At 63.8% G+C, this 26,447-nt stretch carries 28 protein-coding genes, 1 tRNA gene and 2 pseudogenes; 12 read left to right on the plus strand and 19 right to left on the minus strand.

The window, feature by feature from the left end; translation table 11 throughout:
- Nucleotides 1-60 precede the first annotated feature (60 nt).
- A pseudogene (locus NKH01_RS24395) lies at nucleotides 61-597 on the minus strand (helix-turn-helix domain-containing protein); the annotation flags it as partial.
- A gap of 175 nt (nucleotides 598-772) precedes the next feature.
- Between NKH01_RS24395 and NKH01_RS24400 the strand changes: the two are divergent.
- Nucleotides 773-1,573: an SDR family NAD(P)-dependent oxidoreductase gene (locus NKH01_RS24400; protein ID WP_352591071.1), complete on the plus strand. Its 801-nt coding sequence runs from the start codon at nucleotides 773-775 to the stop codon at nucleotides 1,571-1,573.
- A 136-nt stretch (nucleotides 1,574-1,709) separates the two neighbouring features.
- Here the strand turns inward: NKH01_RS24400 and NKH01_RS24405 are convergent, their stop codons facing one another.
- Genes NKH01_RS24405 through NKH01_RS24420 form a run of 4 tightly spaced genes read right to left on the minus strand, consistent with a single transcriptional unit; the run spans nucleotide 1,710 to nucleotide 4,134 of the window.
- Complete coding sequence (locus NKH01_RS24405; RefSeq protein WP_023721034.1) at nucleotides 1,710-2,135, minus strand: DUF1178 family protein; 426 nt, start codon at nucleotides 2,133-2,135, stop codon at nucleotides 1,710-1,712.
- Nucleotides 2,132-3,016 (minus strand): carbon-nitrogen hydrolase family protein, encoded by an 885-nt coding sequence (locus NKH01_RS24410; protein WP_353022812.1) that lies wholly within the window; start codon nucleotides 3,014-3,016, stop codon nucleotides 2,132-2,134. The genes NKH01_RS24405 and NKH01_RS24410 overlap by 4 nt, the downstream gene beginning before the upstream one ends.
- Before the next feature lie 10 nt (nucleotides 3,017-3,026).
- Entirely contained in the window at nucleotides 3,027-3,296 is a 270-nt protein-coding gene (grxC, locus tag NKH01_RS24415) for a glutaredoxin 3 (RefSeq protein ID WP_353022814.1), read from the minus strand.
- Nucleotides 3,297-3,333: 37 nt separating this feature from the next.
- Complete coding sequence (locus tag NKH01_RS24420) at nucleotides 3,334-4,134, minus strand: ComF family protein (RefSeq protein ID WP_352591086.1); 801 nt, start codon at nucleotides 4,132-4,134, stop codon at nucleotides 3,334-3,336.
- 54 nt (nucleotides 4,135-4,188) lie between these two features.
- On the opposite strand from NKH01_RS24420, the gene NKH01_RS24425 reads away from it, so the two are divergent.
- Nucleotides 4,189-5,061 carry a methyltransferase domain-containing protein gene (locus NKH01_RS24425; RefSeq protein ID WP_353022816.1) on the plus strand — a complete coding sequence of 291 codons (873 nt, stop codon included), beginning with the start codon at nucleotides 4,189-4,191 and terminating at the stop codon, nucleotides 5,059-5,061.
- Nucleotides 5,062-5,089: 28 nt separating this feature from the next.
- Here NKH01_RS24425 and NKH01_RS24430 read toward each other — a convergent pair whose 3' ends face one another.
- The 5 genes from NKH01_RS24430 to argJ form a co-directional block, all read right to left on the minus strand.
- Entirely contained in the window at nucleotides 5,090-5,269 is a 180-nt protein-coding gene (locus NKH01_RS24430; protein WP_023721039.1) for a Flp family type IVb pilin, read from the minus strand.
- Nucleotides 5,270-5,483: 214 nt separating this feature from the next.
- On the minus strand, nucleotides 5,484-5,789 hold the full coding sequence (locus NKH01_RS24435; RefSeq protein WP_352861807.1) for a hypothetical protein: 306 nt from the start codon (nucleotides 5,787-5,789) through the stop codon (nucleotides 5,484-5,486).
- A 118-nt stretch (nucleotides 5,790-5,907) separates the two neighbouring features.
- Entirely contained in the window at nucleotides 5,908-6,330 is a 423-nt protein-coding gene (locus tag NKH01_RS24440; protein ID WP_352483541.1) for a (deoxy)nucleoside triphosphate pyrophosphohydrolase, read from the minus strand.
- Nucleotides 6,327-7,106 (minus strand): GNAT family N-acetyltransferase, encoded by a 780-nt coding sequence (locus NKH01_RS24445; protein WP_353022819.1) that lies wholly within the window; start codon nucleotides 7,104-7,106, stop codon nucleotides 6,327-6,329. Before NKH01_RS24445 ends, NKH01_RS24440 begins: the two co-directional genes overlap by 4 nt.
- Entirely contained in the window at nucleotides 7,106-8,347 is a 1,242-nt protein-coding gene (argJ, locus tag NKH01_RS24450; protein WP_353022821.1) for a bifunctional glutamate N-acetyltransferase/amino-acid acetyltransferase ArgJ, read from the minus strand. The genes NKH01_RS24445 and argJ overlap by 1 nt, the downstream gene beginning before the upstream one ends.
- A gap of 181 nt (nucleotides 8,348-8,528) precedes the next feature.
- Between argJ and NKH01_RS24455 the strand changes: the two genes are divergently transcribed.
- Nucleotides 8,529-9,755, plus strand: coding sequence for a caspase family protein (locus tag NKH01_RS24455; protein ID WP_353022823.1), 1,227 nt, complete (start codon nucleotides 8,529-8,531; stop codon nucleotides 9,753-9,755).
- A gap of 3 nt (nucleotides 9,756-9,758) precedes the next feature.
- On the opposite strand, the gene NKH01_RS24460 is transcribed toward NKH01_RS24455, so the two are convergent.
- Complete coding sequence (locus NKH01_RS24460) at nucleotides 9,759-9,995, minus strand: putative antibiotic biosynthesis monooxygenase (protein WP_352483537.1); 237 nt, start codon at nucleotides 9,993-9,995, stop codon at nucleotides 9,759-9,761.
- A 111-nt stretch (nucleotides 9,996-10,106) separates the two neighbouring features.
- On the opposite strand from NKH01_RS24460, the gene NKH01_RS24465 reads away from it, so the two are divergent.
- Entirely contained in the window at nucleotides 10,107-10,763 is a 657-nt protein-coding gene (locus NKH01_RS24465; protein WP_353022910.1) for a TetR/AcrR family transcriptional regulator, read from the plus strand.
- Nucleotides 10,764-10,806: 43 nt separating this feature from the next.
- Here the strand turns inward: NKH01_RS24465 and NKH01_RS24470 are convergent, their stop codons facing one another.
- Nucleotides 10,807-11,724 carry a peptidylprolyl isomerase gene (locus NKH01_RS24470; RefSeq protein WP_023721047.1) on the minus strand — a complete coding sequence of 306 codons (918 nt, stop codon included), beginning with the start codon at nucleotides 11,722-11,724 and terminating at the stop codon, nucleotides 10,807-10,809.
- 253 nt (nucleotides 11,725-11,977) lie between these two features.
- On the opposite strand from NKH01_RS24470, the gene secA reads away from it, so the two are divergent.
- Nucleotides 11,978-14,710: a preprotein translocase subunit SecA gene (gene secA / locus NKH01_RS24475; protein WP_353022825.1), complete on the plus strand. Its 2,733-nt coding sequence runs from the start codon at nucleotides 11,978-11,980 to the stop codon at nucleotides 14,708-14,710.
- A gap of 284 nt (nucleotides 14,711-14,994) precedes the next feature.
- Here secA and NKH01_RS24480 read toward each other — a convergent pair whose 3' ends face one another.
- The 3 genes and pseudogenes from NKH01_RS24480 to NKH01_RS24485 form a co-directional block, all read right to left on the minus strand.
- Nucleotides 14,995-15,945, minus strand: a complete 951-nt coding sequence (locus NKH01_RS24480) for a 2-hydroxyacid dehydrogenase (RefSeq protein ID WP_156948167.1) — start codon at nucleotides 15,943-15,945, stop codon at nucleotides 14,995-14,997.
- Nucleotides 15,946-16,174: 229 nt separating this feature from the next.
- Nucleotides 16,175-16,332, minus strand: a pseudogene (locus tag NKH01_RS35355) (IS1380-like element ISCARN79 family transposase); the annotation flags it as partial.
- 53 nt (nucleotides 16,333-16,385) lie between these two features.
- A complete protein-coding gene (locus tag NKH01_RS24485) occupies nucleotides 16,386-16,571 on the minus strand; it encodes a hypothetical protein (protein ID WP_353022826.1) in 186 nt (61 codons plus the stop codon).
- Between the two features lie 275 nt (nucleotides 16,572-16,846).
- Between NKH01_RS24485 and NKH01_RS24490 the strand changes: the two genes are divergently transcribed.
- The 3 genes from NKH01_RS24490 (at nucleotide 16,847) to NKH01_RS24500 (ending at nucleotide 20,350) form a co-directional block, all read left to right on the plus strand.
- On the plus strand, nucleotides 16,847-18,247 hold the full coding sequence (locus NKH01_RS24490; RefSeq protein WP_353022912.1) for a lipopolysaccharide biosynthesis protein: 1,401 nt from the start codon (nucleotides 16,847-16,849) through the stop codon (nucleotides 18,245-18,247).
- Complete coding sequence (locus tag NKH01_RS24495) at nucleotides 18,247-19,527, plus strand: GNAT family N-acetyltransferase (RefSeq protein WP_023721052.1); 1,281 nt, start codon at nucleotides 18,247-18,249, stop codon at nucleotides 19,525-19,527. The genes NKH01_RS24490 and NKH01_RS24495 overlap by 1 nt, the downstream gene beginning before the upstream one ends.
- Nucleotides 19,528-19,741: 214 nt before the next feature.
- A complete protein-coding gene (locus tag NKH01_RS24500) occupies nucleotides 19,742-20,350 on the plus strand; it encodes a hypothetical protein (protein WP_023721053.1) in 609 nt (202 codons plus the stop codon).
- A gap of 221 nt (nucleotides 20,351-20,571) precedes the next feature.
- Here the strand turns inward: NKH01_RS24500 and NKH01_RS24505 are convergent, their stop codons facing one another.
- Together NKH01_RS24505 and NKH01_RS24510 are read right to left on the minus strand one after the other, a co-directional pair.
- Entirely contained in the window at nucleotides 20,572-21,309 is a 738-nt protein-coding gene (locus tag NKH01_RS24505) for an SDR family NAD(P)-dependent oxidoreductase (RefSeq protein ID WP_352483536.1), read from the minus strand.
- Between the two features lie 154 nt (nucleotides 21,310-21,463).
- Entirely contained in the window at nucleotides 21,464-22,279 is an 816-nt protein-coding gene (locus NKH01_RS24510) for an antibiotic biosynthesis monooxygenase (protein ID WP_352909938.1), read from the minus strand.
- A gap of 147 nt (nucleotides 22,280-22,426) precedes the next feature.
- Between NKH01_RS24510 and NKH01_RS24515 the strand changes: the two genes are divergently transcribed.
- From NKH01_RS24515 to NKH01_RS24530, 4 genes are all read left to right on the plus strand, one after another.
- Nucleotides 22,427-22,858 (plus strand): winged helix-turn-helix transcriptional regulator, encoded by a 432-nt coding sequence (locus tag NKH01_RS24515; RefSeq protein ID WP_023721056.1) that lies wholly within the window; start codon nucleotides 22,427-22,429, stop codon nucleotides 22,856-22,858.
- Nucleotides 22,859-22,994: 136 nt separating this feature from the next.
- Complete coding sequence (locus tag NKH01_RS24520; protein WP_353022829.1) at nucleotides 22,995-23,594, plus strand: hypothetical protein; 600 nt, start codon at nucleotides 22,995-22,997, stop codon at nucleotides 23,592-23,594.
- Nucleotides 23,591-24,184, plus strand: coding sequence for a hypothetical protein (locus NKH01_RS24525; protein WP_023721058.1), 594 nt, complete (start codon nucleotides 23,591-23,593; stop codon nucleotides 24,182-24,184). The genes NKH01_RS24520 and NKH01_RS24525 overlap by 4 nt, the downstream gene beginning before the upstream one ends.
- Complete coding sequence (locus tag NKH01_RS24530; RefSeq protein WP_353022831.1) at nucleotides 24,184-24,729, plus strand: hypothetical protein; 546 nt, start codon at nucleotides 24,184-24,186, stop codon at nucleotides 24,727-24,729. Before NKH01_RS24525 ends, NKH01_RS24530 begins: the two co-directional genes overlap by 1 nt.
- On the opposite strand, the gene NKH01_RS24535 is transcribed toward NKH01_RS24530, so the two are convergent.
- Nucleotides 24,722-25,981: a hypothetical protein gene (locus NKH01_RS24535; protein WP_353022833.1), complete on the minus strand. Its 1,260-nt coding sequence runs from the start codon at nucleotides 25,979-25,981 to the stop codon at nucleotides 24,722-24,724. The two genes, NKH01_RS24530 and NKH01_RS24535, sit on opposite strands and share 8 nt — an antisense overlap.
- A 299-nt stretch (nucleotides 25,982-26,280) precedes the next feature.
- A tRNA-Leu gene (locus tag NKH01_RS24540) sits at nucleotides 26,281-26,365 on the minus strand.
- Nucleotides 26,366-26,447: the final 82 nt, after the last annotated feature.

Raw genomic sequence — 26,447 nt, forward strand, 5'->3', positions numbered from 1 at the left:
CCCCGCCCGCCCCCCCACAGGCTAGGCGCGCCACCCCTCGCGGGCCCGCGGGGGCTCCCGCCCCGGCCGCCCCCCCCCCCCCGCCGGGCCGCGTGGCGCGCGCGCAGGACCGGTCCGCAAGCGGCGGATGGCGATGCCGGCGACAGCCAGCTCGTGGGCGGCCCGCGATGCCGGCGGCAGCGGCGAGGGATCGAAGCCGTCCAGCCTGCGCTCGGCTTCGTCTAGATGACCAATCAGCAGCAGGCGCCGAACTTCGAGGTTGCGCGCATGCGCGGCGTTGACGCGGTCGCCATGCTTTTCAAGCGTCGCCCGCGCGGTGTCGAGTGCCTTGGCCGGCCAGGCGAGGTCGCGCGAGACGAGCGCGATCTCGGCCTCGGCGACGATACACCTCGCGCGGGCCACGGCCTCCCTCGGGCTGAATGCGTGCGCCGCCCTCTTGAGAAGAACCTTCGCCCTATTCAGGTCGCCAAGCTGCGCCATCGCGATACCGCGCAACGCAAGTGCCGGCGCATCGTCGCGCAGCGCAACCCGTTTCAAGGCGCCGAGCGGATCGCCCGCCGCGAGCGCATGCGCCGCGGCCGTGATCAGCGAGTCCATCGGAATCCCGTCACACTTGTCACTCCCATGGCTTCGACATCCGGCGCTAAGTCCATCTCACCAACCAGTCGTATCGAGAATGGCGACTGTAGCCAACCTGAGTTGCGGCGCGCCTGAGTTGCGGCGCGATTATGCACTGAGCTCGAACACAACGATAAGCACTAGGAGAGACGCAATGAAGATCGAAGGCACAACTATCCTGGTGACTGGAGCCAATCGGGGCATCGGTCGGGCACTGGTCGAGGAAGCCCTGAGCAGAGGCGTAAAGCGCGTCTATGCCGCAACCCGCCAAGCCATGGCTCACCCCGACCGGCGTGTGACGTCCCTGACCATGGATGTAACGAACGCCGCGCAGATCCGGGAGGCCGTCGAGAAAATCGATGCTCTCGATATCCTCATCAACAACGCCGGCGTATCGCCCTTCGACGACCTCAGCGACCGTCGCGTGCTCGAACAACAGCTCGCCGTAAACCTCTTCGGCGCGTATGACGTGACCCAGGCTCTGCTGCCGTTGCTGGCCCGGTCGCGGGGAGCCATCGTCAACATTCTGTCGCTGGCCTCTATTGCTGCCGTGCCGTTCAGTCCGGCTTACTCGATCTCGAAGGCGGCCTCGTTCTCACTGTCACAGTCGTTGCGCACCCTCTTGGCCGGACGGGGTGTCAGCGTCCACAGGGTCCTTCCCGGCCCCGTGGACACGGACATGACACGGGGCCTGGACATCCCGAAGGCCTCTCCGGAGTCTGTTGCGCGAGCGATCCTGGACGGCGTGGAGAACGGCGAGGAGGAAATCTTCCCCGATCCCATGTCGGAATCCGTGGCGGAGGGTTGGCGCAGCAGTGCGGTCAAGGCGCTTGAACGCCAGTTTGCAGCCTATGCGGAAGCAAGCCCGTCAAGTGAAGCAAGCCCGTCAAGCAGTGGGCACGAAAGAAGCAGCGAAACGATTACCCGAGAAGCCCATCCTTGCTGCTCGGCATGAAACTGCAGACGCCTGTGCAGGGGGCGGCAGCACCGCCGCCCTCGACGCCGGCGGTCGGCTGTCGCTGGCGCCGACCTTCACCGTCATGGCGCGGCCTGGCGGAGATGCCTCGTTATGTCCCGGGCAAGTTGACGGGTCAGTTGCGGTCATCGGGGAAGCTGGGAATAGGCAAGAACTCGACGCCGTCCTCGGCAAGGCTCTTGGCCTCCTCCAGCGTCGCCTCACCATAGATGCCGCGCGGATCGCTCTCGCCGAAATGGATTTTGCGCGCTTCCTCGGCAAACTTGTCGCCGACATAATCGGCGTTCTCGCGCACCTTCTCGGCCATGGCCTTCAATTGCGCCAGCGCCTGCTTCTGGGCCTCACCCATGGCGAGCGCAATCTTTTCCTGGTTGCGCCCGGTCGAGACCGCGGGCGCCATCAGCGCCTTGTCGACCTTGCGCGATCCGCAGGCCGGGCAATCGACGAAACCGCGCTTCTTCTGTGTGTCGAAATCGTCGTTGCTGCGGAACCATGCCTCGAATTCGTGCTCGTGCTCGCAGGTCAGGGAAAAGCGGATCAAGAGGCGGCACCCCTGAGCGGCAGCGCGTCCACCGGACCGGCGTTGACGGCAAAATCGCGTGCGTTCTTGAGGTTCGGTATCTTCTTGCGCGCTGCGACCGACTGCGCCGGGTCGATTTCGGCGACGATCACCGCCGGCTCGTCATGCGCTGCTTCGGCGATGATGCGGCCCCAGGGATCGACGATCAGCGAATGGCCATAGGTTTCGCGGCCGTCTTCGTGCACTCCGCCTTGCGCGGCGGCGACGACATAGGCGCCGTTCTCGATGGCGCGCGCCCTGAGCAGCACATGCCAATGCGCTTCGCCGGTCTGGCGGGTGAAGGCGGCGGGCACCGAAAGCAGATCGGCGCCGGCCAGCGCCTCGGCGCGGAACAGCTGCGGGAAGCGCAGATCGTAGCAGACGGCAAAGCCCAGCTTCGCGCCATCGATTTCGGTGACGACAGCCTCGGTGCCCGGCTCATAGGCGGCGGATTCGCGCCAGCTCTCGCCATTGTCGAGATCGACGTCGAACATGTGGATCTTGTCATAGACGGCAAGGATTGCGCCGTCCGGCCCGAACAAAAGCGCGCGGTTGGCGAGCTTGCCGTCGGCGCGCAGAATGGCGGCTGAGCCGATATGCAGGAAGATGCCGAGCTCCTTGGCCAGCTTGCGCGAAGTCGAGACGATGATGTCCTTGTCTTCGGACGTGAACGAAGCGGCCCGGGCTTGGCTGTCGCGGATCAGCGCGCCGGTCATTTCCGGGGTCTGGATGTAGCTCGCGCCCAGGCCTGCCGCCTCGCGCACCAGCCGTTCCAGATCGACCGCATTGCGCTCCGGGCTGGTTCCCGAACGCATCTGGATCGCCGCCGCCTTGAAAGCACCCCCCGACTTGATGGTACTCATCGTCATGTCCTCACCTGGCCGAGCCGTTGGCGAGCAATCTGTCCAGCCGTCCTTCCGCCTCCAATTCGTGGAGATCGTCGGAGCCGCCGACATGCGTGTCGCCGATGAATATCTGCGGAAAGGTGGAACGGCCGTGAGCCCGGGAAATCATCTCCTGGCGCAGCTCCGGCGAGAAGGAGGCGTCGTGCTCGGTGTAGGCGACACCCTTCCTGTCGAGCAGCCGCTTGGCCGCAGTGCAATAGGCGCACATCATCCGCGTGTAGATCGTCACATCGACCATCGGTCAGCAACCCTGCCTCGTTCCGCTGTCATATAGGCTATATAGGCGCCGATTCGTCGGCCCGAAAGTCCCCCGGCAGCACGCGCGCGAAGGTCAGTACGTCGATTGCGCCGGCACCGCCCTTCTTTAACGCCCTGGCGACCGCACGGACCGTGGCGCCGGTGGTGTAGACATCGTCGATCAACAGCACCCGGCGGCCGGCGATTTCGATCTCCGCTTCATCAGGCACTGTGAATGCGGCGCGCACATTTTCCTCGCGTTCCCGCCGCTCCAGCCCGACCTGCTGGCGCGTGAGTTTGACGCGCTTGATGGCTGATGGCGCGAAGGGCCGATCGCCGAGCTGCGCCACCGCCCGCGCCAGTTCCGCCGACTGGTTGAACTGCCGCCTGAAGAAGCGCCGCCAGTGCAGCGGCACCGGCACGACCACGTCGGCCTCGGCGATGAGCTCGGCACCGGCGCGAAGCATCCAGCGCGCCATCCACGGCGCCAGATCGGTGCGGTCCTGATATTTCAGCCCTTGCACCATCTGGCGGGCAACGCCGGAATAGGCAACCGCCGCCCGCGCGCGCTCGAATGGCGGCGGGTCGGCTATCGCCTCCGCCGACAGGAACCCCTCACCCATATTGTGGGTGAACGGCGTGCCCATCACCGGGCACCATGGCCGTTCCAGCAGCCTGAGTTTCGGCCAGCAGGCGCCGCACAACACGCCGGGTTGCGAGACATGGCGGCGGCAGCCGGCGCAGACCGGCGGGAACAACAGGCGCGCCGGCCAGCCCAATGCCTTGCGGGCAATGCTCTTGATCGCAATACGCTTGATCTCTGGCATGGGATCGGCCACGTGGTTGGTCCTCCGCAGCACTATATCAGAGAGCGAAGCACAAGGACCTGCCCATTGCAGCCCGTAATCGACACCTCGCTCTGGCTGGCGCGCAAGCGCCGGGCACTGGCCCGCCCTATCGCCGGGGCGGATTTCCTCATGCGGCGGGCGGCCGAGGATCTTGCCGACCGGCTCGGCGCCGTCGAACGCAAGTTCGGCAAGGCGACCTCATTGTTTTGCCAGACGCCGGCAGCAGCAGAGGTGCTCGCAGAAAGCGGCAAGGTAGCGGAAAACGTACGCGTCGAGGCCGACGCCGCTTTCCTCGACGGCCGGCCAGGAGTGGTGGCGCCGTTGGAAACCGTGCCGTTCGAGCCGGAAAGCCTCGACCTCGCAGTCTCGCTGCTGTCGCTGCAGGCGATGAACGACATTCCCGGTATGCTGGTGCAGATCCGCCGGGCGCTGAAGCCGGACGGGCTTTTCCTCGGCGCCTTCGCCGGAACCGGGACGCTTTCCGAGCTGCGCGAAAGCCTGCTTGCCGCCGAGACCGAGCTCTACGGCGGCGCCAGCCCGCGTGTGATCCCGTTCACCGACGTCCGCGACGCCGGCGCGCTGCTGCAGCGCGCCGGCCTGGCGCTGCCGGTCGTCGACGTCGAGACGACTACGGTGCGCTACGATTCCCTCTTTGGCCTTGTCGCCGACCTGCGCGCAATGGGCGAGACCAGCGCGCTTGTCGACCGCAGCAGACGGCCGGGCACCCGAGCGCTGTTCGCGCGCGCCGCCGAACTCTATGCGGAGCGGTTTTCGGATGCCGATGGCCGCGTCAGGGCGAGTTTCTCGGTGGTCTGGATGTCAGGCTGGGCGCCCGATGCCTCTCAGCAAAAACCGCTGAAGCCGGGCTCCGCAAAAATATCGCTGAAGACGATCCTGGAAAACCCCGACGGCCCCTGAGCGTGTCCCCGCGCAACAGCCGAGCGAATCACTGCGCAAATGCGTTGGCAAGCCTGCTGCTGTTGTCGCTGAACAGCCACTCGATCGCACCGGCAGCCTGGCCGATGCCCGTAACAATGGCAAGCGACAGCACGGCCACGATCAGACCATATTCGATAGCCGTCGCACCCCTTTCGTCTTCTAAAAATCGTTGCAGCAAGATTTTCATGGGCGCCCATCCCTCTTGCCGGAACCTAGCGCCGACCCGTTAAGAAAGGTTAACGCGACAGGCTTAACGCGCGGTGAAACAGCTGCATTCCAATGCATGTCGTGCAAAAGTGTGCAGCGGTTTTGCGATAGCGACATGCATCGAAACAAGAACATAAAGCGCGTCGCATGAGGCCGGTCGAACGCGACGCGCTTTCAGATATCTGTTGAGGACGTCAGCAGTCACCGCTGCTTCTGCCATCGGCCCGAATGACGCAGACCGAACTGGGCAGCGGCTGCAGCACGCTCTTGCGCAGCGTATAGCTGTCGTGCTGCCCGATCGAGCCGGTGCTCATCGTATCAAGGCCGTCGCGGGCAAACTGCGACCGGGTCCGGCTGTCGAGGTAGGGTGTCGCGATCAAGGCCAGAGCCACCGCGGCCGAGCCGAACAAAAGGGTGATGCGCAATATTCCCATGCCGGCATTGACGGCGCCAGGAAGGCGATCGGGCCAAGGCAAGTCCCAGTCCTTGTCGAAGCTCATGCAAATCGCTCCCCAGCGATGGAATCGGCGTAACCGCTTTGCGTCAATTTTTCACGGCCAGATAAATCTTTCATTAACGCTGCTGATATCGCTTCGCGGAAATGTCCAAGGTCGGCCGTTACAGCAGATCGATGAGGAATTGGATGAGCGGGGCATCGGCCGGCGGCATTGGAAAATCGCGCATCTGGCGCGGCCGCACCCATTTCAGCACCTGCCGTTCCTTCGGCTGGGCAATGCCGCGGAAGCGACGGCAGACGAACAGCGGCATCAGCAGGTGAAAATCATCGTAGGAATGGCTGGCGAAGGTGAGTGGCGCCAGGCAAGGGATATCGGTCTCGATGCCGATCTCCTCATACAGTTCGCGGATCAGGCATTGTTCCGGCGTTTCGCCGGGCTCGACCTTGCCGCCCGGAAACTCCCATAGGCCGGCGAGTTGCTTGCCTTCGGGCCGCTGCGCCAAAAGCACGCGCCCGTCGGCATCGACCAGCGCGCAGGCCGCAACCAGGAGCAGGCGCTTGCCGACCGTGTCTGAGCCGCTCATGCGCCTTGTGGCCGGCGATAGTGATAGCGATAGACTTCGTCGAATCCGAGCGAACGGTGAAGCGCCAGCGCCGGCGCGTTGTCCGCCTCGACTTGCAGCCAGGCTTCCCGCGCCCCGCGCAGTCGCGCCCATTTCAGCGCCGATCGGATGAGGTGGCGGCCATGGCCCTGGTTGCGCACCGATCTGTCGGTGGCGATCTCGAACAGCCCGGCAAGGTCGCCGTCATGCACGCAGATCAACGTTGCCAGCGGCTCGCTGCCGTTCTCCAACGCAAACAGCCCGGCTTCCGGCTGGATGGCGCCAATGATCTCCGACAGGCCGGGCCGTAGCGACACGTCCGAACCGCTCACCTTGAGCGCTGCGCCGATGAAACGGCTGATGTCCTTCAACGGAATCTGGTCCATGGCGTCGTCGAGCATGGCGTCCGCCAGCGGCAGCCGCATGACCAGCGACTCCGCGAATGTGCTCCAGCCCTCGCCGTCGAGGTACTTTGAGAGATCCGGCCCAGACAGCGGCGAGACGCGAAAGGTCAGCGGCCTGCCATAGGCGTCGAAGCGACGGCTGGCGCGGCCGATGCGCTCGGCAATGTGCTGGATGTCGCCCGGATCGAGCGGATTGACCGAATTCAGCCGCTTGGCCGGATGGCCGGCCGTCAGCCGCACGACCCAGGTGCCGTCATAATGGACGGCGGCCGCCGGCCAGGCGCGAAAGCCAGCCGCCTCGTAGCGGCGCACGATCGCCAACACGCTTGCCGGATGTCTGGAAGCCAATGTCATCAGCTCCGATAATCGCCATTGATGGCGACATATTCCTTGGTGAGATCGCAGGTCCACACCGTCGCCTTGCCGCGGCCGATGCCGATATCGGCGCGGATGCGGATCTCGTCGCGCTTCATATACGCCGAAGTCGCCGCTTCGGAATAGGCGGCGTCGCGCTCGCCCTGATATGCCAGGCGGTTGTCGCCGAACCAGATCGACAGAAGGTCGCGGTCGGCCGGTTCGCCGGCCTTGCCGACGGCCATGACGACACGGCCCCAATTGGCGTCCTCGCCGGCGACTGCCGTCTTGACCAGCGGCGAATTGGCGATCGACAGCGCGATGCGCTTGGCCGAGCGGGCCGATTTGGCCCCGGTGACGGTGACCTCGACCTGCTTGCGGGCGCCCTCGCCGTCGCGCACCACCTGTAGCGCCAGCGACTTCAACACCTTGCCGAGGGCACGGCGGAACGCGCCGAGGCGCGCATCCTTGGGGTCGGAAATCGCCGGCGCGCCACGCCTGGCGGCAGCACCTGTGGCGAACATCAGCAGCGTGTCGCTGGTCGAGGTGTCGCTGTCGACGGTGACCGCGTTGAAGGTCTTGGCCGTGCCGCGCGACAACAGATCCTGCAGCACCGGTGCTGCGATCGGCGCATCGGTGGCGATGAAGGAAAGCATCGTCGCCATGTCGGGCGCGATCATCCCCGCGCCCTTGGCGATGCCGTTGATGGTGACGTCGGCATTGCCGAGCTTGACCGTCGCGGTCGCCAGTTTGGGATAGGTGTCGGTGGTCATGATTGCCTTGGCGGCTTCGGTCCATAATTCCGGCTTGCCGTCCTTGATCAGCCCGGCCAGCAGGTGGCTGAACTTACCAGTATCGAGCGGTTCGCCGATGACGCCGGTCGAGGCCAGGAACACCTCGCCCGCTGTGCAGCCGGCCGCCTTAGCCGCCGTCTCGCCCGTAAGTGCCGTCGAGGCGCGGCCCTTCTGGCCGGTAAAGGCATTGGCATTGCCGGAATTGACGACCAGAACGCGCGCCTTGCCCGCCGTGAGGTTCTGCCGGCAGAAGTCGACCGGCGCCGACGGGCATTTCGACCTGGTAAACACGCCCGCGACGGTGGTGCCGGCGTCGAACACCATGGCCAGCAGGTCGGTGCGGTTCTTGTATTTTATGCCGGCCTCGGCGGTGGCGATGCGCACGCCCTCGATGGCCGGCATCGTGGCATATTTCTTCGGCGCGAGCGGCGAAACCTGTGCGGACATAGAAGACCCCGGGGCGGGAAAATCGCGAAAGGAACGCCGGTTTGCCCGATAGCGCGCGTCGGCGCAAGCCGTTTTCACAGCCGTTACGGGTGCCGGACGCCTGACACTGCCTCATGCCGCAAGCAGGGCTGTTGCAAATTTGTTGGCATCGCTGCGGCCGATAGCGCTATGATCCTGCCCTATGGGCAGGCTTGTGGTCTTGGCACTGGCGTTTCTGGGCTTTCTGCTGCTGCGCGCGGATGCGCAGACGGCGCGGCGCGTGGCGCTTGTGGTCGGCAACGGCAGCTACGCCGAAGCCGGCACGCTGGCCAATCCCGTCAACGATGCGCTCGACATTGCCGACAAGCTGCGCGCTATCGGTTTCGAGGTGATCGAAGGCAACGATCTCGGCAAGCGCGAGCTCGAACGCAAGATCGGCGAATTCTCCGATGCGCTGCAAGGCGCCGGTGCCGGGCTGTTCTACTATGCCGGCCACGGCCTGCAGGTCGACGGGCGCAACTTCATCGTGCCGGTCGACGCCAGGCTGGACATGCCGGTCAAGCTCCAGCTCGAGGCCGTGCCGATCGACGAGGTCCTCGACATCATGGAGCAGCAGACCAAGGTCAGCCTGGTCTTCCTCGATGCCTGCCGCAACAACCCGTTTGCGCGAAGTCTCAGCCGCAGCGCCACGACGCGCTCGGCGACGGCTCTCGCCGGCCTCGCCCAGTTCGAGTCGACACGCGGTTCATTCATTGCCTTCTCGACGGCGCCCGGCGCTGTGGCAATGGACGGGACGGGGCGCAACTCGCCCTTTGCGGCGGCACTTTTGCGGCATATGGCGGAGCCCGGACAGAGCATCAACGACATGATGATCGCGGTGCGCCGCGATGTCGTTTCCGCAACGCGCGAGGCGCAGCGTCCCTGGGAGCAGGGATCGCTGCTCGAGCGTTTCGAATTCGTGCCGGGCGGAGACAGTGCCCAGCAACCGAAACCGGCCGTCACCCCGGCGCCCGCGTCTGAGGTCGCAGCGCTCGAACGCTCCGTCGGCGACAAGGGCGCCATCGAGCAGTTTCTGCGCCACGACTATCTGGCGCCTGATGCCAAGGCGATGCGCGAGACCGTCAAGCGGCTTTACGGTGCGTCGGCCACCATCTACGGCACGCGCTACGACAGCGAGGCCATCGTCAAGGTCAAGACTGACTGGTTCGCGCAATGGGCGTCGTGGTCGTTCGGTCTTGAGCCCGGCAGCCTTGAGGTGACGCCGCACGGCAAGGACCGCGCCGATGCGGTTTTCGCCATGACCTACGATTATGTGCCGAAGGACCACTCGGCGCAGCGGCTGACCGGCAAGGCACGGGTCATGCTGGAACTCGTGCTGGCCGACGGCGAGTGGCGCGTTGCGTCGGAAACGTCGCAGGCGCTGGAATGAACATCACCGGACCGCTGGGTTGATGAACCCGCGAAACGCCCGCTGCACGCCCGGAATCAGTCCCCAGATCATGATCGAGACCATCAGCGGCGCGATGACCAGTGTACGCTGCCAGATTTGCCACTCCTTGGTCAGCGGAAAAACCATGTACAAAATGGCAGTGATCAGCGGGTAGACGCCGAGCAGCACCAGCAGGGCGAAGCGCAAGCGCGAAAAACGCGTGGCGACAGTCGAGGTCATTGCTGTTCTCCTTATCGTTACGGAACGTTCCGTTACATATGAAACGGATCGTTTCGTTTCGTCAAGGGGCTGTGTAAGATGGCTGCTGAGATCATCGGCAAGGAAGACGAGATGGGCGAAACCACCGATCCCGGGCGCAAGTCAGCCGGCGCACGGCGCAGCCCCGAAAGCGCCGATGCCATTCTCGACGCCGCCGAAGCGGTACTGGTCGAAGCCGGTTATTCCGGCTTCTCCATCGAGGCGGTGGCGCGGCGGGCGCGCGCCGGAAAACCGACGATCTATCGCTGGTGGCCAAGCAAGGCCGCTCTGCTGCTCGACGTCTACCAGCGGCAAAAGCGTGTCGACAATCCCGACACCGGGAACCTTGAGCAGGACCTCGTCGGCTTCCTGAAGAGCTTGTTTGCGCACTGGCGCGACACATCGTCGGGCAGCGTGTTCAGATCGCTGATTGCCGAGGCGCAGTCGGACGAAAAAGCGGCCGCCGCCCTTGCCGAATACGCAAGAGGGCGGCGCGTCCACACCGGCCAGATGGTCGAACGCGCCAAGGCAAGGGGAGAGGTGGCAGCCGACGTCGATGCCACTGTCGTCGCCGACCTGATCGGCTCGTACGCCTGGACGCATCTTCTGACGAACCGCCTCGACGAGGACGAAGCGACGCTGCACAGGGCGGTCGGCTATGTCTTGAAACGCATCGTCGCTGACGATGCCGGCGATGCCACGGCGGTCCGGCGGCGGCGTCGACGCATCATCGTTCGCCCTACCAAATAGAAGCGACAGGGCGGCAGCGCGCCCTGTCGTAGCTCAATCTGGCCTATTTCGCGCTTTCCAGTGCGTCGACCGTCTTCTTCAGGTTGGCATCGGGGATGTCGACCTTGGCGTTGGCGCGCAGCGACTTGACCAGCGCGAAATACTTGTCGCGGATGACCGCCTGGCGGGCCTGGTCCTTGACCTCGTCGAAGGCCGGCGGCTGCTTGGTGCGCTTGTCCTCGACCTTGATGACGTGCCAGCCGAACTGCGACTGTACCGGCTGCTCGGTGTATTTGCCGACCGCCAGCGCAAACGCCGCCTTGTCGAATTCCGGCACCATCTGGCCAGGCCCGAACCAGCCGAGATCGCCGCCGCTGGTCTTGCCGCTCGGATCGCTGGTGTGCTCGTTGGCAAGCTTCTGGAAATCGGCACCGCCGTCGAGCTGCTTGATGATGGCGTCTGCCTCTTCCTTCGTCTTCACGAGGATGTGACGGGCGTGCACCTCGTTGGTGGGCGGCGTGTTGGCGATTTCCTGGTCGTAGCGGGCGCGGACCTCGGCATCGGTAACTTTGTTGACGACGCCCTTCTCGACCATTTCGCCATGTAGCGCGCGCTGCTGCAGGAATGCCATGCGGCGCTGGAAGTCGGGATCCTTGTCGAGGCCGGTGGTCACCGCCTGAGCCGCCATCACGCGGATTTCGATCGCCGCCGACAGCGCCGCGGCGCGGCGCTGCTCGGGCGGAAGCTGCGCGAACTGCTGCGACAGCTCGCCCTCGGCAAGCCCAAGGTCTGCCTCGGTCAGCGTCTGGCCGTTGATGGTGGCGACCACGGCGTTCGGATCGACCGGCTTGGCCGCCGGGGCGGGTGCCGCCGGCTGGGCGGGGGCGGCTTCCTGCGCCATCAACGGCGACAGCGAGAGGGCCGACAGCCCGAATGCCAGACCAAGGCTGGCGAGCGACGCGCGGCGGAACAATACAGACATTACGATTATCTCCAAAGCGGGGTAGCTAGAGCGGAATGGCTTCCAGACCAGCAGGATTGTGGCGGAATTTGGCGCGGTCGACAGGGCGAGCGCGGCGTTGACATCGAATGAGCCCCCTCTTATCTGTCCAACGACTTTGCGTCCAGAACCGTTTTCCGGGCGCTTTTTGCGTTTGTCCGCGTTCACGCGGATTTGATGGGGGCCGGCCGGCGCCCGTCGCAATGACTTGGAATGCTATCGAAAGGGCCATTGGATGGTCAGTCTCGGCGGTCTCGCCCGTAAGGTTTTCGGCTCCTCCAACGATCGTCGGGTCAAATCGACCCGGCCGCGCGTCGAGGCGATCAATGCCATGGAAAACGAGATGCGAGCGCTTTCCGACGCCGAGCTTCAGGCCCGCACCGACAAATTCCGCCAAGACATCGCCAATGGCGCCAGCCTCGACGACCTCCTCGTGCCGGCCTTCGCTACCGTACGTGAGGCCGCCCGCCGCGTGCTCGGCATGCGGCCGTTCGACGTGCAGCTGATCGGCGGCATGGTGCTGCACAATGGCGGCATTGCCGAGATGCGCACTGGCGAAGGCAAGACGCTGGTGGCGACGCTGCCGGTCTACCTCAACGCGCTCGCCGGCAATGGCGTCCATGTCGTCACCGTCAACGATTACCTGGCCACGCGCGACTCCGAATGGATGGGCCGCGTCTACAAATTCCTCGGCCTCAAGGTCGGCGTCATCGTCCACGGCCTGTCCGACGAGGAGCGCCGCGTCGCCTACGCCGCCGACGTCACCTACGCCACAAACAACGAGCTCGGCTTCGACTATCTGCGCGACAACATGAAATACGAGCGCGCCCAGATGGTGCAGCGTGGTCACAGCTACGCCATCGTCGACGAAGTCGATTCCATCCTGGTCGACGAAGCCCGCACGCCGCTGATCATTTCCGGTCCGCTCGAGGACCGTTCGGAAATGTACAACACCATCGACACCTTCATCATCCAGCTGCAGCCGCAGGACTACGAGATCGACGAGAAGCAGAAGACCTCGATCTTCACCGAGGAAGGCACCGAGAAGCTGGAGAACATGCTGCGCGATGCCGGCCTGCTCAAGGGCGAGTCGCTCTACGACGTCGAGAACGTCGCCATCGTCCACCACGTCAACAACGCGCTGAAGGCGCACCGGCTGTTCCAGAGGGACAAGGACTATATCGTGCGCAACGGCGAGATCGTCATCATCGACGAGTTCACCGGCCGCATGATGCCCGGCCGCCGCTATTCGGAGGGCCTGCACCAGGCGCTCGAAGCCAAGGAGCATGTGGCGATCCAGCCGGAGAACCAGACGCTCGCCTCGGTCACCTTCCAGAACTATTTCCGCCTCTACAAGAAGCTCGCCGGCATGACCGGCACGGCGCTGACCGAGGCCGAGGAATTCGCCAACATCTACAATCTCGACGTCACCGAGATCCCGACCAACCTGCCGGTCATCCGCATTGACGAAGACGATGAGGTCTACCGGACGGTCGAGGAGAAATACAAGGCGATCGTCAGGGAGATCAAGGAAGCCCGTGCCAAGGGCCAGCCGACGCTGGTCGGCACGACTTCCATCGAGAAGTCCGAGCAGCTGGCCGAACGCCTGCGCAAGGAAGGTTTCAAGGATTTCGAGGTGCTGAACGCCCGCCACCACGAGCGCGAAGCGGCAATCGTCGCCCAGGCGGGCAAGCCCGGCGCCATCACCATCGCCACCAACATGGCCGGCCGCGGCACCGACATCCAGCTCGGCGGCAATGCCGACATGCGCATTGCCGACGAGCTTGGCGACATGCCGGCCGGCCCCGAGCGCGAGGCCAGGGAAAAGGAAATCCGCGACGACATCGCCCGGCTGAAGGAAAAGGCGCTCGCCGCCGGCGGTCTTTACGTGCTCGCCACCGAACGCCATGAATCGCGCCGCATCGACAACCAGTTGCGCGGCCGCTCGGGCCGCCAGGGCGATCCCGGCCGGTCGAAATTCTTCCTGTCGCTGCAGGATGACCTTATGCGCATCTTCGGCTCCGAGCGCATGGACGGCATGCTGCAGAAGCTCGGCCTCAAGGAAGACGAGGCGATCATCCATCCGTGGATCAACAAGGCCTTGGAAAAGGCGCAGAAGAAGGTCGAGGCGCGCAACTTCGACATCCGCAAGAACCTGTTGAAATATGACGACGTCTCCAACGACCAGCGCAAGGTGGTCTTCGAGCAGCGCATCGAGCTGATGGACGGCGAAGGTCTGTCGGAGACCATCACCGAGATGCGCGAAGGCGTCATCGAGGAGGTCGTCGCCAAGAACATTCCGGAAAACGCCTATGCCGAGCAGTGGAACGTCGCCGGGCTCAAGGCCGAAATCGCCGAATTCCTCAATCTCGATTTGCCGGTCGAGGACTGGGTCAAGGAAGAAGGCATTGCCGAGGACGACATCCGCGAGCGCATCAGCCAGGCCGCCGAGGCCGCCGCCAAGGAGCGCGCCGAGCGCTTCGGCCCCGACGTGATGACCTATGTCGAGCGCTCCGTGGTGCTGCAGACGCTCGACCATCTGTGGCGCGAGCACATCGTCAATCTCGACCATCTGCGCTCGGTCGTCGGCTTCCGTGGCTATGCCCAGCGCGATCCGCTGCAGGAGTACAAGGGCGAAGCGTTCGAGCTGTTCCAGGCGATGCTGGGCAATCTGCGCCAGGCCGTCACCGCGCAGCTGATGCGCGTCGAGCTGGTCCGCCAGGCGGCCGACGCGCCGCCGCCCGAAGCCCCCGACATGTTCGGCAGCCACATAGACGGCAGCACCGGCGAAGACGATTTCGAAGGCGGCGAGACGGCCGTGCTGGTCCGCCAGGAAAGCAACGCCATCGTCGCCCCCGAAGACCGCGACCCGAAGAACCCGGCAACCTGGGGCAAAGTCGGCCGCAACGAAGCCTGCCCGTGCGGGTCGGGCAAGAAGTACAAGCATTGTCACGGGGCGTTTGCGTAAGGCTGCGCTTTCCTTCTCCCCGTCATACGGGGAGAAGGTGCCCTAAGGCGGGGCGGCACGGACGTCTGCGACTAGCCAATCTCCCCACCTGAGGGGGAGATGGCCGGCAGGCCAGAGGGGGGGGCGGTGTCCCGCCGACACCAAAATACGCATTTCGAATTTTCTGTATCTCGACCGGCGGTGGTGTTTGAGTTTGAAATCTAATAGCCGGGTGACGCACGCGCTGATGTCCGCGCTTCATGAAGATCGGAACCTGCTAAAGTGGGTAAAGACACTACTTTGATTCAATAACCCCGTTCGAGGTCGATCTTGTTGGACAGAGGCTCTCCTCTGGCGACTTGACCGCAGAGATCGGCGGCCTGGTCGATTCCAGAATCCACCCAGAAGCTCGCGACATGAGGTGTGACGGTCACCTTGGGATGAGTCCACAACGGCGATGAAGCCTCCAGCGGTTCACGCTCAAACACGTCAAGACAAGCACCAGAAAGCTGACCTTCGTCGAGAGCGCGGATCAGGTCGGCTTCGTTGACATGCGCGCCCCTGCCGACATTCACAAGGTAGGCACCTCGCTTCATTTTTCCAAAGGCACTCAAGTTCAGTATCCCACGAGTCTCACCAGTCAGGGGAAGTGAACAGATAACGTAGTCCCGACTTGTGAGTGCGCCCGCAAGCTGGGCACGGCCAAAGTAACTGTGTATGCCAGGAAGCGTCTTTTGATGACGAGACCAGACTGCTGTGTCGTAGCCAAAGTCCGCAAACAGCTTTGCGGCCCAGCCACCGATCCGGCCCGCACCAAGCACAACTATTCTTGTCTCGGAGATCTTCCGCGGCGCGATCGGATTCCACAACTTGCGGGCTTGTAGACTCATGTAATCCGCAACATGCCGTTGCTGGCAGAGAACGCGAAGGACGATGTACTGCACCACTTCCGAAGCCTGCTCACGCGTTGCGAGCCTGATGAGCGGAACACTCTTGGGAAAGCTCTGAAGATCAATACCCTCGACACCGGCTCCCAAATAGACGACGGCGCTTAGCCCCGTCATGGCATCAAAAAAGCCAGGACTGGCGCCCTTGTCGATCAGCACAATATCTATGTCACTTTTGTTCCCGGCGTCTGGCCAAAGCCTGAACTCCAGCTGCGGCACACGGGTTTTCAGCTCAGCAGCCCACACTTGTGCATCAATGTAGTCAGGATACTCATTGACCATCAGAACGGTAATGGGCTCGCCTAACACTTCGCCCCTCCCAGATTCAGGTAATCAGGCATCCACCGGATTACCGTTCTGTTGAGACTGAGGTTTGCGCAAACTGGCACCGGTTGCAAGATCAGACCCCGGCAAAAATGGCGTTGGTGATCCGCCAAAGCCGTGATGTCTGCCCGCTGCTGGCCGAGGATGTCGATTTCGCTTTCTTCAAGGCATAGTTCTCCCCTTGTTTTGCTGAAACGCATGACAACCGGGCCGGTCACGCCGGTGATGGATGGGGCGATGGCCGGAGTTCCGCGATCAGCCGCAGGATGTCGGTGAAGAGTTGCCTCGGGATAGCGACCTCCGCATCTGGAAGGCGACATAACGCCCATGGCTGATAACCTCGGCAACGATCTTGATGAGCTTCTTTGTGAGCTGGTAAGTGGTGCCAGAACATCCTTTCTGGCCTTTAGGTCCGGTTGGCATTCCTAGTTCTCCGCATGGCTAAAGACGACAGCGCCGTTGTCCTTACGAACTTCAACGGACACGATTCCATCGTCACCCTTTCGGGTTTGGAACATGGAGGTTGCATGATCTTTCGCGGTCTTCTCGTCGTCGAAGATCAACTTGTCGACGATGCCCTGCCTTCCATACCAGATGACAGTATAGGCCATTGTTGCTGCCATGCTTTCCGCTAAGCATATAGGCGTTTTCGCATTTGGGGCAAACGAGATACGCGTTTCCGCGTATTTCAAACTGAGACACTACCGGCAGGGTGAAGGGCTGCGCGAGTGATGAATATGAAGCAGCGCGCCGCCCCTCATCCGCCTGCCGGCACCTTCTCCCCGTATAGAGACGGGGCGAAGGGAGCACCCCACCCAACCGTTTCTTAATGTGTTCTCGCTACACCCAGCCCCAGAAAAGAAGCGGAAAACGGAGTGTGATCGGGGTGCGCTTTTCCGCGGCGACGACAGCCGGGCGGTTCTTGCCGCAGCGCCTTGCGCTGCGCATCAGGCCGCTGCTTGGCCTGATCGATGCCGTGCTGTTCACCGCAGGCGAGCGCGGCGAGGCCGGCCGCATGTCGCTGATCGCCTTTTCGGTCCGCATCGTCAGCGCCGTCATCGCCTTCGTCAGCCAGGTCCTGATGGCGCGCTGGATGGGCTCGTTCGAATACGGTATTTTCGTCCTCGTCTGGGTGACGATGGTCATCGTCGGCAATCTCGCCTGCCTCGGTTTCCACACCTCAGTCATCCGCTTCATTCCCGAATATCGCGAGCGCGGCATGATGGCCGAATTGCGCGGCATCGTGCGGGCCAGCCGGCTGTTCGTGTTGATTGCCTCCACCGTGATCGCCGGCCTCGGCGCGCTCGGCGTCTGGCTGCTGTCGCCCTTTATCGAAGGCTATTATGTCGTGCCGTTCATCCTCGGCATCATCTGCCTGCCGATGATCGCCATGTCCGATCTTCTGCAAGGGCTGGCGCGGGCCAATTCCTGGGCGCTGTTTGCGCTGTCGCCGACCTTCCTGGTGCGGCCGCTGCTGATCCTGGCGTTCATGGCGCTGATGCTGCTGGCGGGCTACGCGCCCGACGCCAGGACGGCAATCTTCGCCGCGATCGCCGCCACCTATGCCACCACGCTCGGCCAGCTCATCGGCGTCACCTCGCGTATGGACAGACGTATCCCGGCCGGGCCGATGAAGCTGCATTTCGGCCAATGGTTCATCGTCTCGCTGCCGATCTTCCTGGTCGAGAGCTTCTTCTTCCTGCTCACCAATGCCGACGTGCTGATGGTCGGCGCCTATCTCGAACCCAACGACGTCGCCGTCTATTTCGCCACCGTCAAGACACTGGCGCTGGTGCATTTCGTCTATTTCGCTGTCAAGGCCGGCGTTGCCCAGCGCTATGCGCAGTTCACCCATGGCGAGCCGCACAAGCTCGCCGCCTTCGCCCGCGAAACCGTGTCGTGGACGTTCTGGCCGTCGCTGGCGATGGCGCTGCTGGTGCTGGCCCTGGGCGAGCCGATGCTGACCTTGTTCGGCCCGGAATTTGCCGCCGGCTATCCGCTGCTGTTCCTTTTGGTGTTCGGCGTCGTCGCCCGGGCCGCCGTCGGCCCTTGCGAAAGCCTGCTCACCATGAGCGGCAACCAGAACATCTGCGCCGCCGTCTACGCCATGACGCTGGCCTTCAACATCGCGCTCAGCGTCGTGCTGATCCCGCTCTTCGGTCTGTGGGGCGCAGCGATGGCCACCGTCTTCGCCATGATCTTCGAGGCCGGCGCGCTGTCCTTCACGGTCTGGCGCAAGCTCGGCATCGCCATGGTCATTTTCGTGCCCGCCAAAGGAGCCGCCTGATGGCTGCCGTCCCCTTGCTCGAGGAAACCAGCGGCGGCCCGGCCGGCGCCATGGTGTCCGGCCTTGCCGGGCTTGCGCGCGAAGCCGATCCCGCCCATGTCGAGATCCTCGCCAACAACCGGCCCGAGCGCAAGCTTGCCATCTATCCGGCCTCCGCCGGCTTCGACCTGGTCGAGGAGCTCGACTATCTCTGCACCCGCACGATCGAGCCGAACGTCTTCTTCAATCCGCGCTTCCTGGCTCCGGCCATGCCCAGGCTCGAGGACCGCGAGGTGCGGCTGGCGGTCATCCGCGACGGCGACCAGTATCGCAACCGGCTGCGCCTGCTGGTGCCGTTCTCGGTCGAGCGGCCGATGGTGCCGCTCGGGATTCCCGTCATGCGCACCTGGTCGAGCCCGTTCGGCCCGATCGGCACGCCGCTGGTCGATCGCGACGATCCGATCGGCGTCATCGAGGATTTCTTCTCGATGCTGTCCAGGCCGCATCTCAAGCTGCCGAAGGTCTTCGTGCTGCCCGACATAAGGCTGGATGGTCCGGTGGCGAGCCTGCTCGCCAGCGTCGCCGAGACGCGCGGCCTGACGCTGGTCACCACCGGCAAGGCCGACCGCCCGGTGCTCGAAAGCGAGCTCGACGGCGAGGCGTATCTGAAGGCTTCGCTGCGCGCGCACCATTATCGCGAGTTTCGCCGCCTGAAGCGCCGCCTCGCCGACCTCGGCCGGCTGGAGCATGTCGTGGCGCGCGGGCCCGACGAGATCCGCCACGCCATCGAAAATTTCCTGACATTGGAGGCCGCCGGCTGGAAAGGCCGCGAGCGCACCGCCATGGCCATCGACCGCTACCGCGCCGCCTTCGCCCGCGAGGCGGTGCACCGGCTGGCCGAGCAGGATCTTTGCCGCATCCATTCGCTGACGCTCGACGGCCGCACCATCGCCTGCCTGGTCGTCTTCGTCGAGGCCGGCGTCGCCTATACCTGGAAGACCGCCTATGACGAGACGCTCGCCGCCTATTCGCCGGGCACGCTGCTGATGATCGAGGTGACCAGGCAGCATCTCGACGACCCCAACATCATGATGACCGATTCCTGCGCGGTGCCCGACCACCCCGTGATGAGCCGGCTGTGGAGCGAACGCAAGCCGATGGGCACGCTGGTGATCGGGCTGACGCCGGACGCCGACCGCCCCGCCCGCCAGGCGGCCTCGCAGCTTCACCTCTACCGCGAGACCCGCAACATGGCGCGCCTGCTGCGCAACCGGATGAGAAGCCTGCTGCGGCGACGGTAGCGCATCGGGTCCAAAGGGGGACCCGGCCCAGCCGACCGTCTCCGCACCATCGACCTGCTCGGGCCTAGGTCGTCAGGGTTAATTCTCCCGATCAGCGGAAAGGATTAGCATCGACGCAGTCCCAACAGGGATGAGGCGATCAATTACGGCCGCGCGTCCAGCATCACTGCCGCCTCGGTCCCGCACGGCCAGAAGAAAAATCTGGGAGGAATGCATGACGAAAACAACTCACCTCAGGCGTCTCGGTATCCTCACATTGGCAGGTCTCGTCGGCGCGTGTCTGAACGCCGCCGCTCCTCGGGCCGCCGAACCCGACAAGGCCGAGATCGATGCCCTGCGTAAATCGCTGTCCAGGTATGAAGACTACAAGGTTGCCATTCGCGAGCTTTATCTGTCGACGGTTGGATGCGTCTTCTACAGCGGCGAAAAGGTAGAGGGAGCGATGGACTACCCGAAGGGCGCGATGGGCATCCATTTCGTCAACGTCACGACTGTCGGCCCGACCGCGGATCCGACGCGCCCCAATGTGCTGATCTATGAGCCGGTCGGCGGCGAATTGCGCCTGGTCGGTGTGGAATGGCTCGTGCCCTTGACGCCGGACACCAAGGAGCCGCCGAAGCTCTTCGGCCAGACATTCATGGGGCCTATGGAGGGGCATTATCCGCTCATCCCGAAGGAGTTCCACCACTACGACCTTCACGCCTGGCTGTTCAAGGAGAACCCGCTCGGAATGTTCAGCCCGACGAACCCGGACGTGAAATGCGACAATTATGCGTTTCCGATGCCGGAGCAGCCGACCAAGATGGTGCCGGGGCCGATGTGATAGCGGCTCGGGCTGCGATCCGCAGCTTGCCAGGAAGGGCTGCCGGATCTCAGACGTTATCCCAGAGGACGCTCCTGGGATAACGCCCAAGTAACCTCTCGAGGTTTCCCGGAAGAAAATGGTGCCCTCAGCCCGGATCGAACCGGCGACGCATCGGCAGCCTAGGGCAATTTCGCCATAGCGCATTCGCTGCGGGGCCGTTGGGCTCGCAGCGCGGTCGCCTATGACTTGGCGGGCATGGCTTGGACGAAAGCCGCCATCTGGCGTTCGAGCGCCTTGAACGCGCTGCCGCGCCAGCTCTCGGCCATGGACGCCGATTTTGGATCGGGGAAAATTTCCTCCTCCCCTCGCGCCATGCCGTCCAGGATACCTTTCGCGACGCTCTCCGCAGAGCTCTTCGGGATGTCGGCGTCTCTGCTCATGTCGGTGTCTATGGGACCGGACAGGACCGCATGAACGCTCACGCCACGAGCGCCGGCGAGAGCACGGAGCGATTGCGTCATGGAGAACGCGGCGGCCTTCGACAGCGAGTAGGACGGAATAATCGGGAAGGGAACGAGGGCCGCTTCCGACAGGATGTTGACCACGGCGCCGCGCGAACTCGTGAGCAGCGGCAGGAATGCGTCGGTTACGCCGTGTACGCCGAGCAGGTTGACGGCGAGGTGTCGCTCGAGCGCAGCACGATCGCCAAGGTCGTCGTAGAGCCCGATGCCAGCATTGTTGATGAGGATATCGAGAGACCCGACCCTTTCGACAGCCGCCTCAATCTGCGCCGTATCGGTCACGTCCAGGATCAGCGGCGTGACACGCCGATCCGCGTGGGCGAGCGGTTTGCGCGCGCCGGCATAGACGCGCTTGGCACCCCGCCTCAATATTTCCTCGACCAGCGCCTTGCCGAGGCCGCGGTTGGCCCCGGTTACCAGAACGGCCTTGTCTGTGACTTCCATCGATTTTGGCACGGCGATCTCTCCTCCTACTTGCATGAATGCAAGCCATTCGTTCTTGCATCATGCAAGTAGGTTATAATTTTCTGTTCCATGCTTGGATGCCGTCCCCCATTGCATTGCTCCAGGGCAGCCGGCACCGGCACCGTCGCCGGGCGAACCCTTGCAATCAGGACCCGACTTCCAATGTCGTGTAGGAGATCGGCGAAGGCCGCTCCAGGAAGGCGCCGGTTATGGCCGAAACGAAATTCTTCGCGTCCGCCGAGCCCAGAAAAGCGTCGCGCTCCTGCTTCGATGCCCAGCGCTCGACGCAGATGGTAACGTTCGGCTCTGCCTCCGAGCGAAAGACGCTGTAGTCGATGCATCCGCTTTGCTTGCGGGCCGCGCCGGCTACGTCCCGCAGGGCATCCCGCACCTTGCTCTCGATGCCGGGCTTCGCCGCTGCCGTCGTCATGACGATCATCTCGGCGCCATCGCTCGCTGTCTTGCGCTCGAGGCCGATGTTCTCGTTTTGCGGCACGACCGTTGGATTGGCGTTCTCTTCGCCCTTGTTGGGCTGCCCCTTGCCCGTCGAAATCAGGTCGCGAAGACTCGCGACATAGAAGCGCCAGGAGTCATGGCAGACGTCGTAGCATTCTTCACTCGGCTTCAGCCCGACATGGGTGAAGCGCAGCTCGGTACCCTTGTCGGTCGGCGCGATCTCGAAGACCACGTCCGTGCCGGTCCACTCGGTCGCATCCTTGACGAAGTTGAAGTAGTTCTGGACGACGTGCCAGACGACCTTCTTGCCGGGCACAAGCTCCGTAACCTTGAAGGTACCGCGGTGGATATCCTTGAAGTGATAGTAGAATATCGCACCGAGCTTGTTGGTATCGCCGTCGATGTCTTCGGACCACCAGGCGCGCGGATTGACAACCGCCGCAAAAACCTCTTCCGGGCTTTGCTCAACGACAAATGACGTCGTGTAATCTTCATCCTTTTTCATGACATATCTCCTGTCTGGATCCGACGGTTGATGGGCACCCAAGTCTCGGGCGATGAAGTGAGCGACGCTCTCTCGAGCTCCATCGCTTGCATCATGCAAGCACAATGCATACTTGCATGATGCAAGTCAACAGGGTATGTTCACGCCATGCTTGGTCGTCTTTATGAAAAACAGAACTGCTCGGCCTCACGCGCCCTGGAGCTGGTCGGCGAGCGCTGGAGCCTGTTGATCCTGCGCGACGCGATGTTCGGCGGCTACACGCGCTTTTCGCAATTCCAGAAGAGCCTGGGGATTGCCACCAACATCCTGGCCAAGCGCCTCGAGGATTTCGTCGAGGCCGGCCTGATGGACCGTCGTCCGGGTGCCGCCGGCGAGCAGGCCGAATACGTCCTGACCCGAAAGGGGCTGGAATTCAAAACGGTCATCATCGCGCTGACCGAGTGGGGCGACAAATGGGTGCGGCCCGGACCCATCTTCTACTGCGACCAATCCGACGGCAGGCCCGTCGAGGTGCAATTGCGCCGCGCCGACAATGGCAAGCGGGCCGATTTCGCCGACGTCGTGGCGGCCCTCCGCTAGGCACGGCGGCGGGTCCGGCCCGCAGCACGATCCAAGACGAAGCTGTTTCGAATTGTGCCATAAATGTTACCGCATAGCTCACCTCTCCAGGTTGCATCTGTGGCTCGGGTCTGGTGGATAGTCCGCGGGAGGAAACATGTCCGTCGGACAGCGATCGACTTTGCGGCAGCGTCTTTTTGCGTTTCTCGTCGCCGGCCTTGGTGGCCTCGCGGCGGCCGCCGCGTCATTCGCAATGACGGTGTATGAAGCATCCAACTCGCGGCCAACTCCAACGGTCGCAGCCGGCGAGCCCATCGACACCGGGCGCTGGGTTATTACGTTTCGCGGTGCCCGAACCGGCTCGGTTCCGCCGACGGGAACCGAGCCGTCCCAGCCGAAGACCTTTTTGATGGTCGAATTCGACCTCGACAACCGCTCGGCGGCGACCAGCAACGCCTTCGCGTCCATGTTTGACATCGACCCGCCGATCACGGACGTGCAGGCGCCGGCCTTCTATCTTGCACGCGACAAATGGATCGCAAGCGGCGTCCATCCCGGCATACCGGAACACATGATCGCCGCCTGGGAGTGGCCGAAGGCGCAGCCGCTGCCGCAGGATCTGCGTCTCGTGGTGGGCAGCCAGATCTACAAGCGGCGTGACAATCTCTACGGCGGCTCGGGCTGGTTCGATCGCGATCCGGTCCCGATCGTGGCATTGCCGGTAAAGACCGAAATGGTCGTCGGGCCGGGGCAATGAGAACAGGTCTCAAGGAAACCGGCGCGATCATCTTCGCGGCGGCGATCCTCTACGCAATGCAGCGGACTACCCCGCTCTACAGCAACATCACCTCGCCCGTCTCGATTGCTGGCGAGCAGGGTAAGCGCACCGACGCACGCGCCTTCGCGCTGGCCGTCGGCGACGTGCATCTCGCGCGTACCGTAAGGATCGAGCGCTTTGGCCAGACCCGGACCTACACCACTTCCGGGGTCTGGGTCCTGGTCGAGGCCGCCGCCGAAGCAAAACGCGAGAGCCTGACCCTGACCTCCGCCGAATGGCTCGGCCCGAGCGGGTTGCGCTATTCTCTCAGCCAGCGCATTTCCACCATGCCGGCAATGCTGCCGGCAGAGCGGCTGGAGCCGGGACTGCCAAAGCCCGTGCTCATGGCTTTCGAAGTCCCGGAAAACGAACTTGCGGGCGGAACCGTGCTGGTCGCGCCATCGGCATTCACACCGCTGGGTGAAGAGGTCCGGGTGGCAATCACCGAACTTGCGGTGGGCGACATCCCTGGCGCCGTGACGATCCGCCGGAGCGATGGCCCGATGCCTTGGACGCTGGAGACCGAGTGATGGCGGAGGCCATTTCCCGTGCCGAGAGACGCCGCTACTGGCTGAGCCTTGCTGGGCTGGGCTTCGCCCTGCCGGTTGCAGTGCTGGTGCATTCCTGGGAAAGCCTGGAGGCATGGCGATCCGGTAGCGACCGCGACCCGATCGCGGTCGACAGGGGTGAGTCGCAGCGCTACGCCGGGGCCGAATGGCGGCTGACAACGCTGTCGCGCCTGCCCGGCGGCTCGGCAGATGAAGCCGTCGTGCTGGCCGAATTCGAGGCGAGGATCGAGGATCCTGGTCTCCTTGCAGAAAGCCCCTGCGCCGTTGTGCTCACAGACGCCGAAGGCCGCCGCTGGCTGCCTGCCTTCCTGACCCGGCCCGTCGTGCGCAAGATGCAGCCCGAGGCAGCCGACAAGCCCCGCTGCGGCGGGCTGGCCTTCCAGGGCGCCGGCACGCGCGGCACGGCGCGCATGGCCGAGACTTTCGTCATTCCGGCGACGGCAAGCGGCCTTGCGCTGTCGGTCACGCTGGCGAACGCCAGGCCGCGCCATCTGCTCTTCAGGTAGCGACCCTCAGCGGCTGCCGTTGCGCCGCCACCGCATATTCAAGCACCGCCGCCAGCAGCGCGATCCTCAAGGCGTCGAGCACTATGCCGCCGTCAAGATCGCTCGGACTGCCGATGAACACGCTGGCGAAGCTGAAGACGACCTGCCATGTATCGAGGTCTGGCGCGCCGAGCGTCCGCGTCGCGCCAAACCACAGCCAGGCGCAAAGCCAGCCGATCAGCCGGTAGGCGACGACGAAGGTGAGCAGCGTCGCGAGTCCTGCGCCGAGCGTGAGCTTGAGACAGGCCCAAATCGGCGCATAGCGCGAGCGGTAGCCGCCGAGGAAATGCGTGATGAAGTCGCTCAACCATTTGCGCCAGGTGGACCCGCGCGACGGCGGCGGCGCGGCCGCTGCCGAAGCGGCCGTCAGCTCGTAGCCGTTGATCATCGCCGCCATGACCAGCCAGACCATTGGCAGAAGCGCATAGAAGAACAGGCTTTGCGCCTGTTCCAGGATGCCGGGCTGCCTGAACTCGACCGGCGTGAAGCCTTCGGCAGCGTGAGCGGCGATCGACAGGACAAGCGATCCTGCGCCCATGCTGAGTTCGCTGCGCAACGCACTAGCCCCGATCCAGGTGATGAACTCGTCCTTCCAGATATCGAGCGCATAGAGCCCGATAAAAATCCAGCTTGCATCCGCCGCCACGACGAGCAGCCGCCAGTAAGGCCTGCGCGCGCCTTTGTTCATGCGCTTCGCGAACCAGCGGACCAACCAGCAGCCGACAATCGACGCAATGAGGCCGCTGGAGCGCAGCAGGCCGAATATGTCGGCGCTTTCTCCCAGCGGAATGCGTTCGAGCGCCAGCCGCGAATATTCTCGCACACTGTCGCCGAGGAATCCCCATGCGGCGTAATAGGCGAAGAAGGGCAAGATGGCGGCCGCGGTCACCGCCAGCAAGTGGTCGGCGGGCTGAGACGTTTTCTCCTGTTTCGCACCGCTTGCCGACATTTGGCGAAGCGAGGCGAGTGCCGGCAGTCCCGGACGCACGGCGACGAACATCGCCACGATGACCAGAAGCTTCGTCAGCACCACCAGCGAAAGCACAACCATCCCGCCGAGGGGATTGACGAGGCCCACCGTGACTGCCGCGTTGAGCAGGAGGTCGCGCGCTACATAGCCGATGGCGCCGAGAAGCAGCAGTTGCGGCCAGAAGCGGGCAATAAGACCCACGGTAAGGGAAAGAGGCCTGACAATATCGTCGGTCGTTGTCATGCCATGTGCATAGCCGAGCAAGACCGGCGCCTCAATCCACGGAATGTCCGGTTCGGCTATACCAGCTGACCGCGGAGTTGGCGGCGCATCCCTCGTGATGGCGGAGACCGCAGCACGCCCGATTGCGGTGGTGAGGAACGCCCAATTGCGCTTGGGTCTAGTCCGCGCACCGTTCAGCGGAAGCTTGGGCAGCTTGCGGCAACAGGCAAGACGCAACCATTCGATGCCGTCGAGGGCGTCGTGGACGATCCCACCGACGCCCTTGGGTTTAATAAGAAGTGGCGTGGGAATTTAAGAAATGGTGCCCCTAGCCGGGATCGAACCAGCACTCCTTGCGGAACTCGATTTTGAGTCGAGCGCGTCTACCAATTCCGCCATAGGGGCTCAGGCCGGGCGGCCTGGATGGGCGCGGACTATACGGTTGGAGGCCTGTTCGTCAACTGGCCAATTCCCGAGACCCTATCTA

Origin of the sequence: Mesorhizobium sp. M1403, from assembly GCF_040317695.1 — a bacterium.
Lineage (GTDB): Bacteria > Pseudomonadota > Alphaproteobacteria > Rhizobiales > Rhizobiaceae > Mesorhizobium.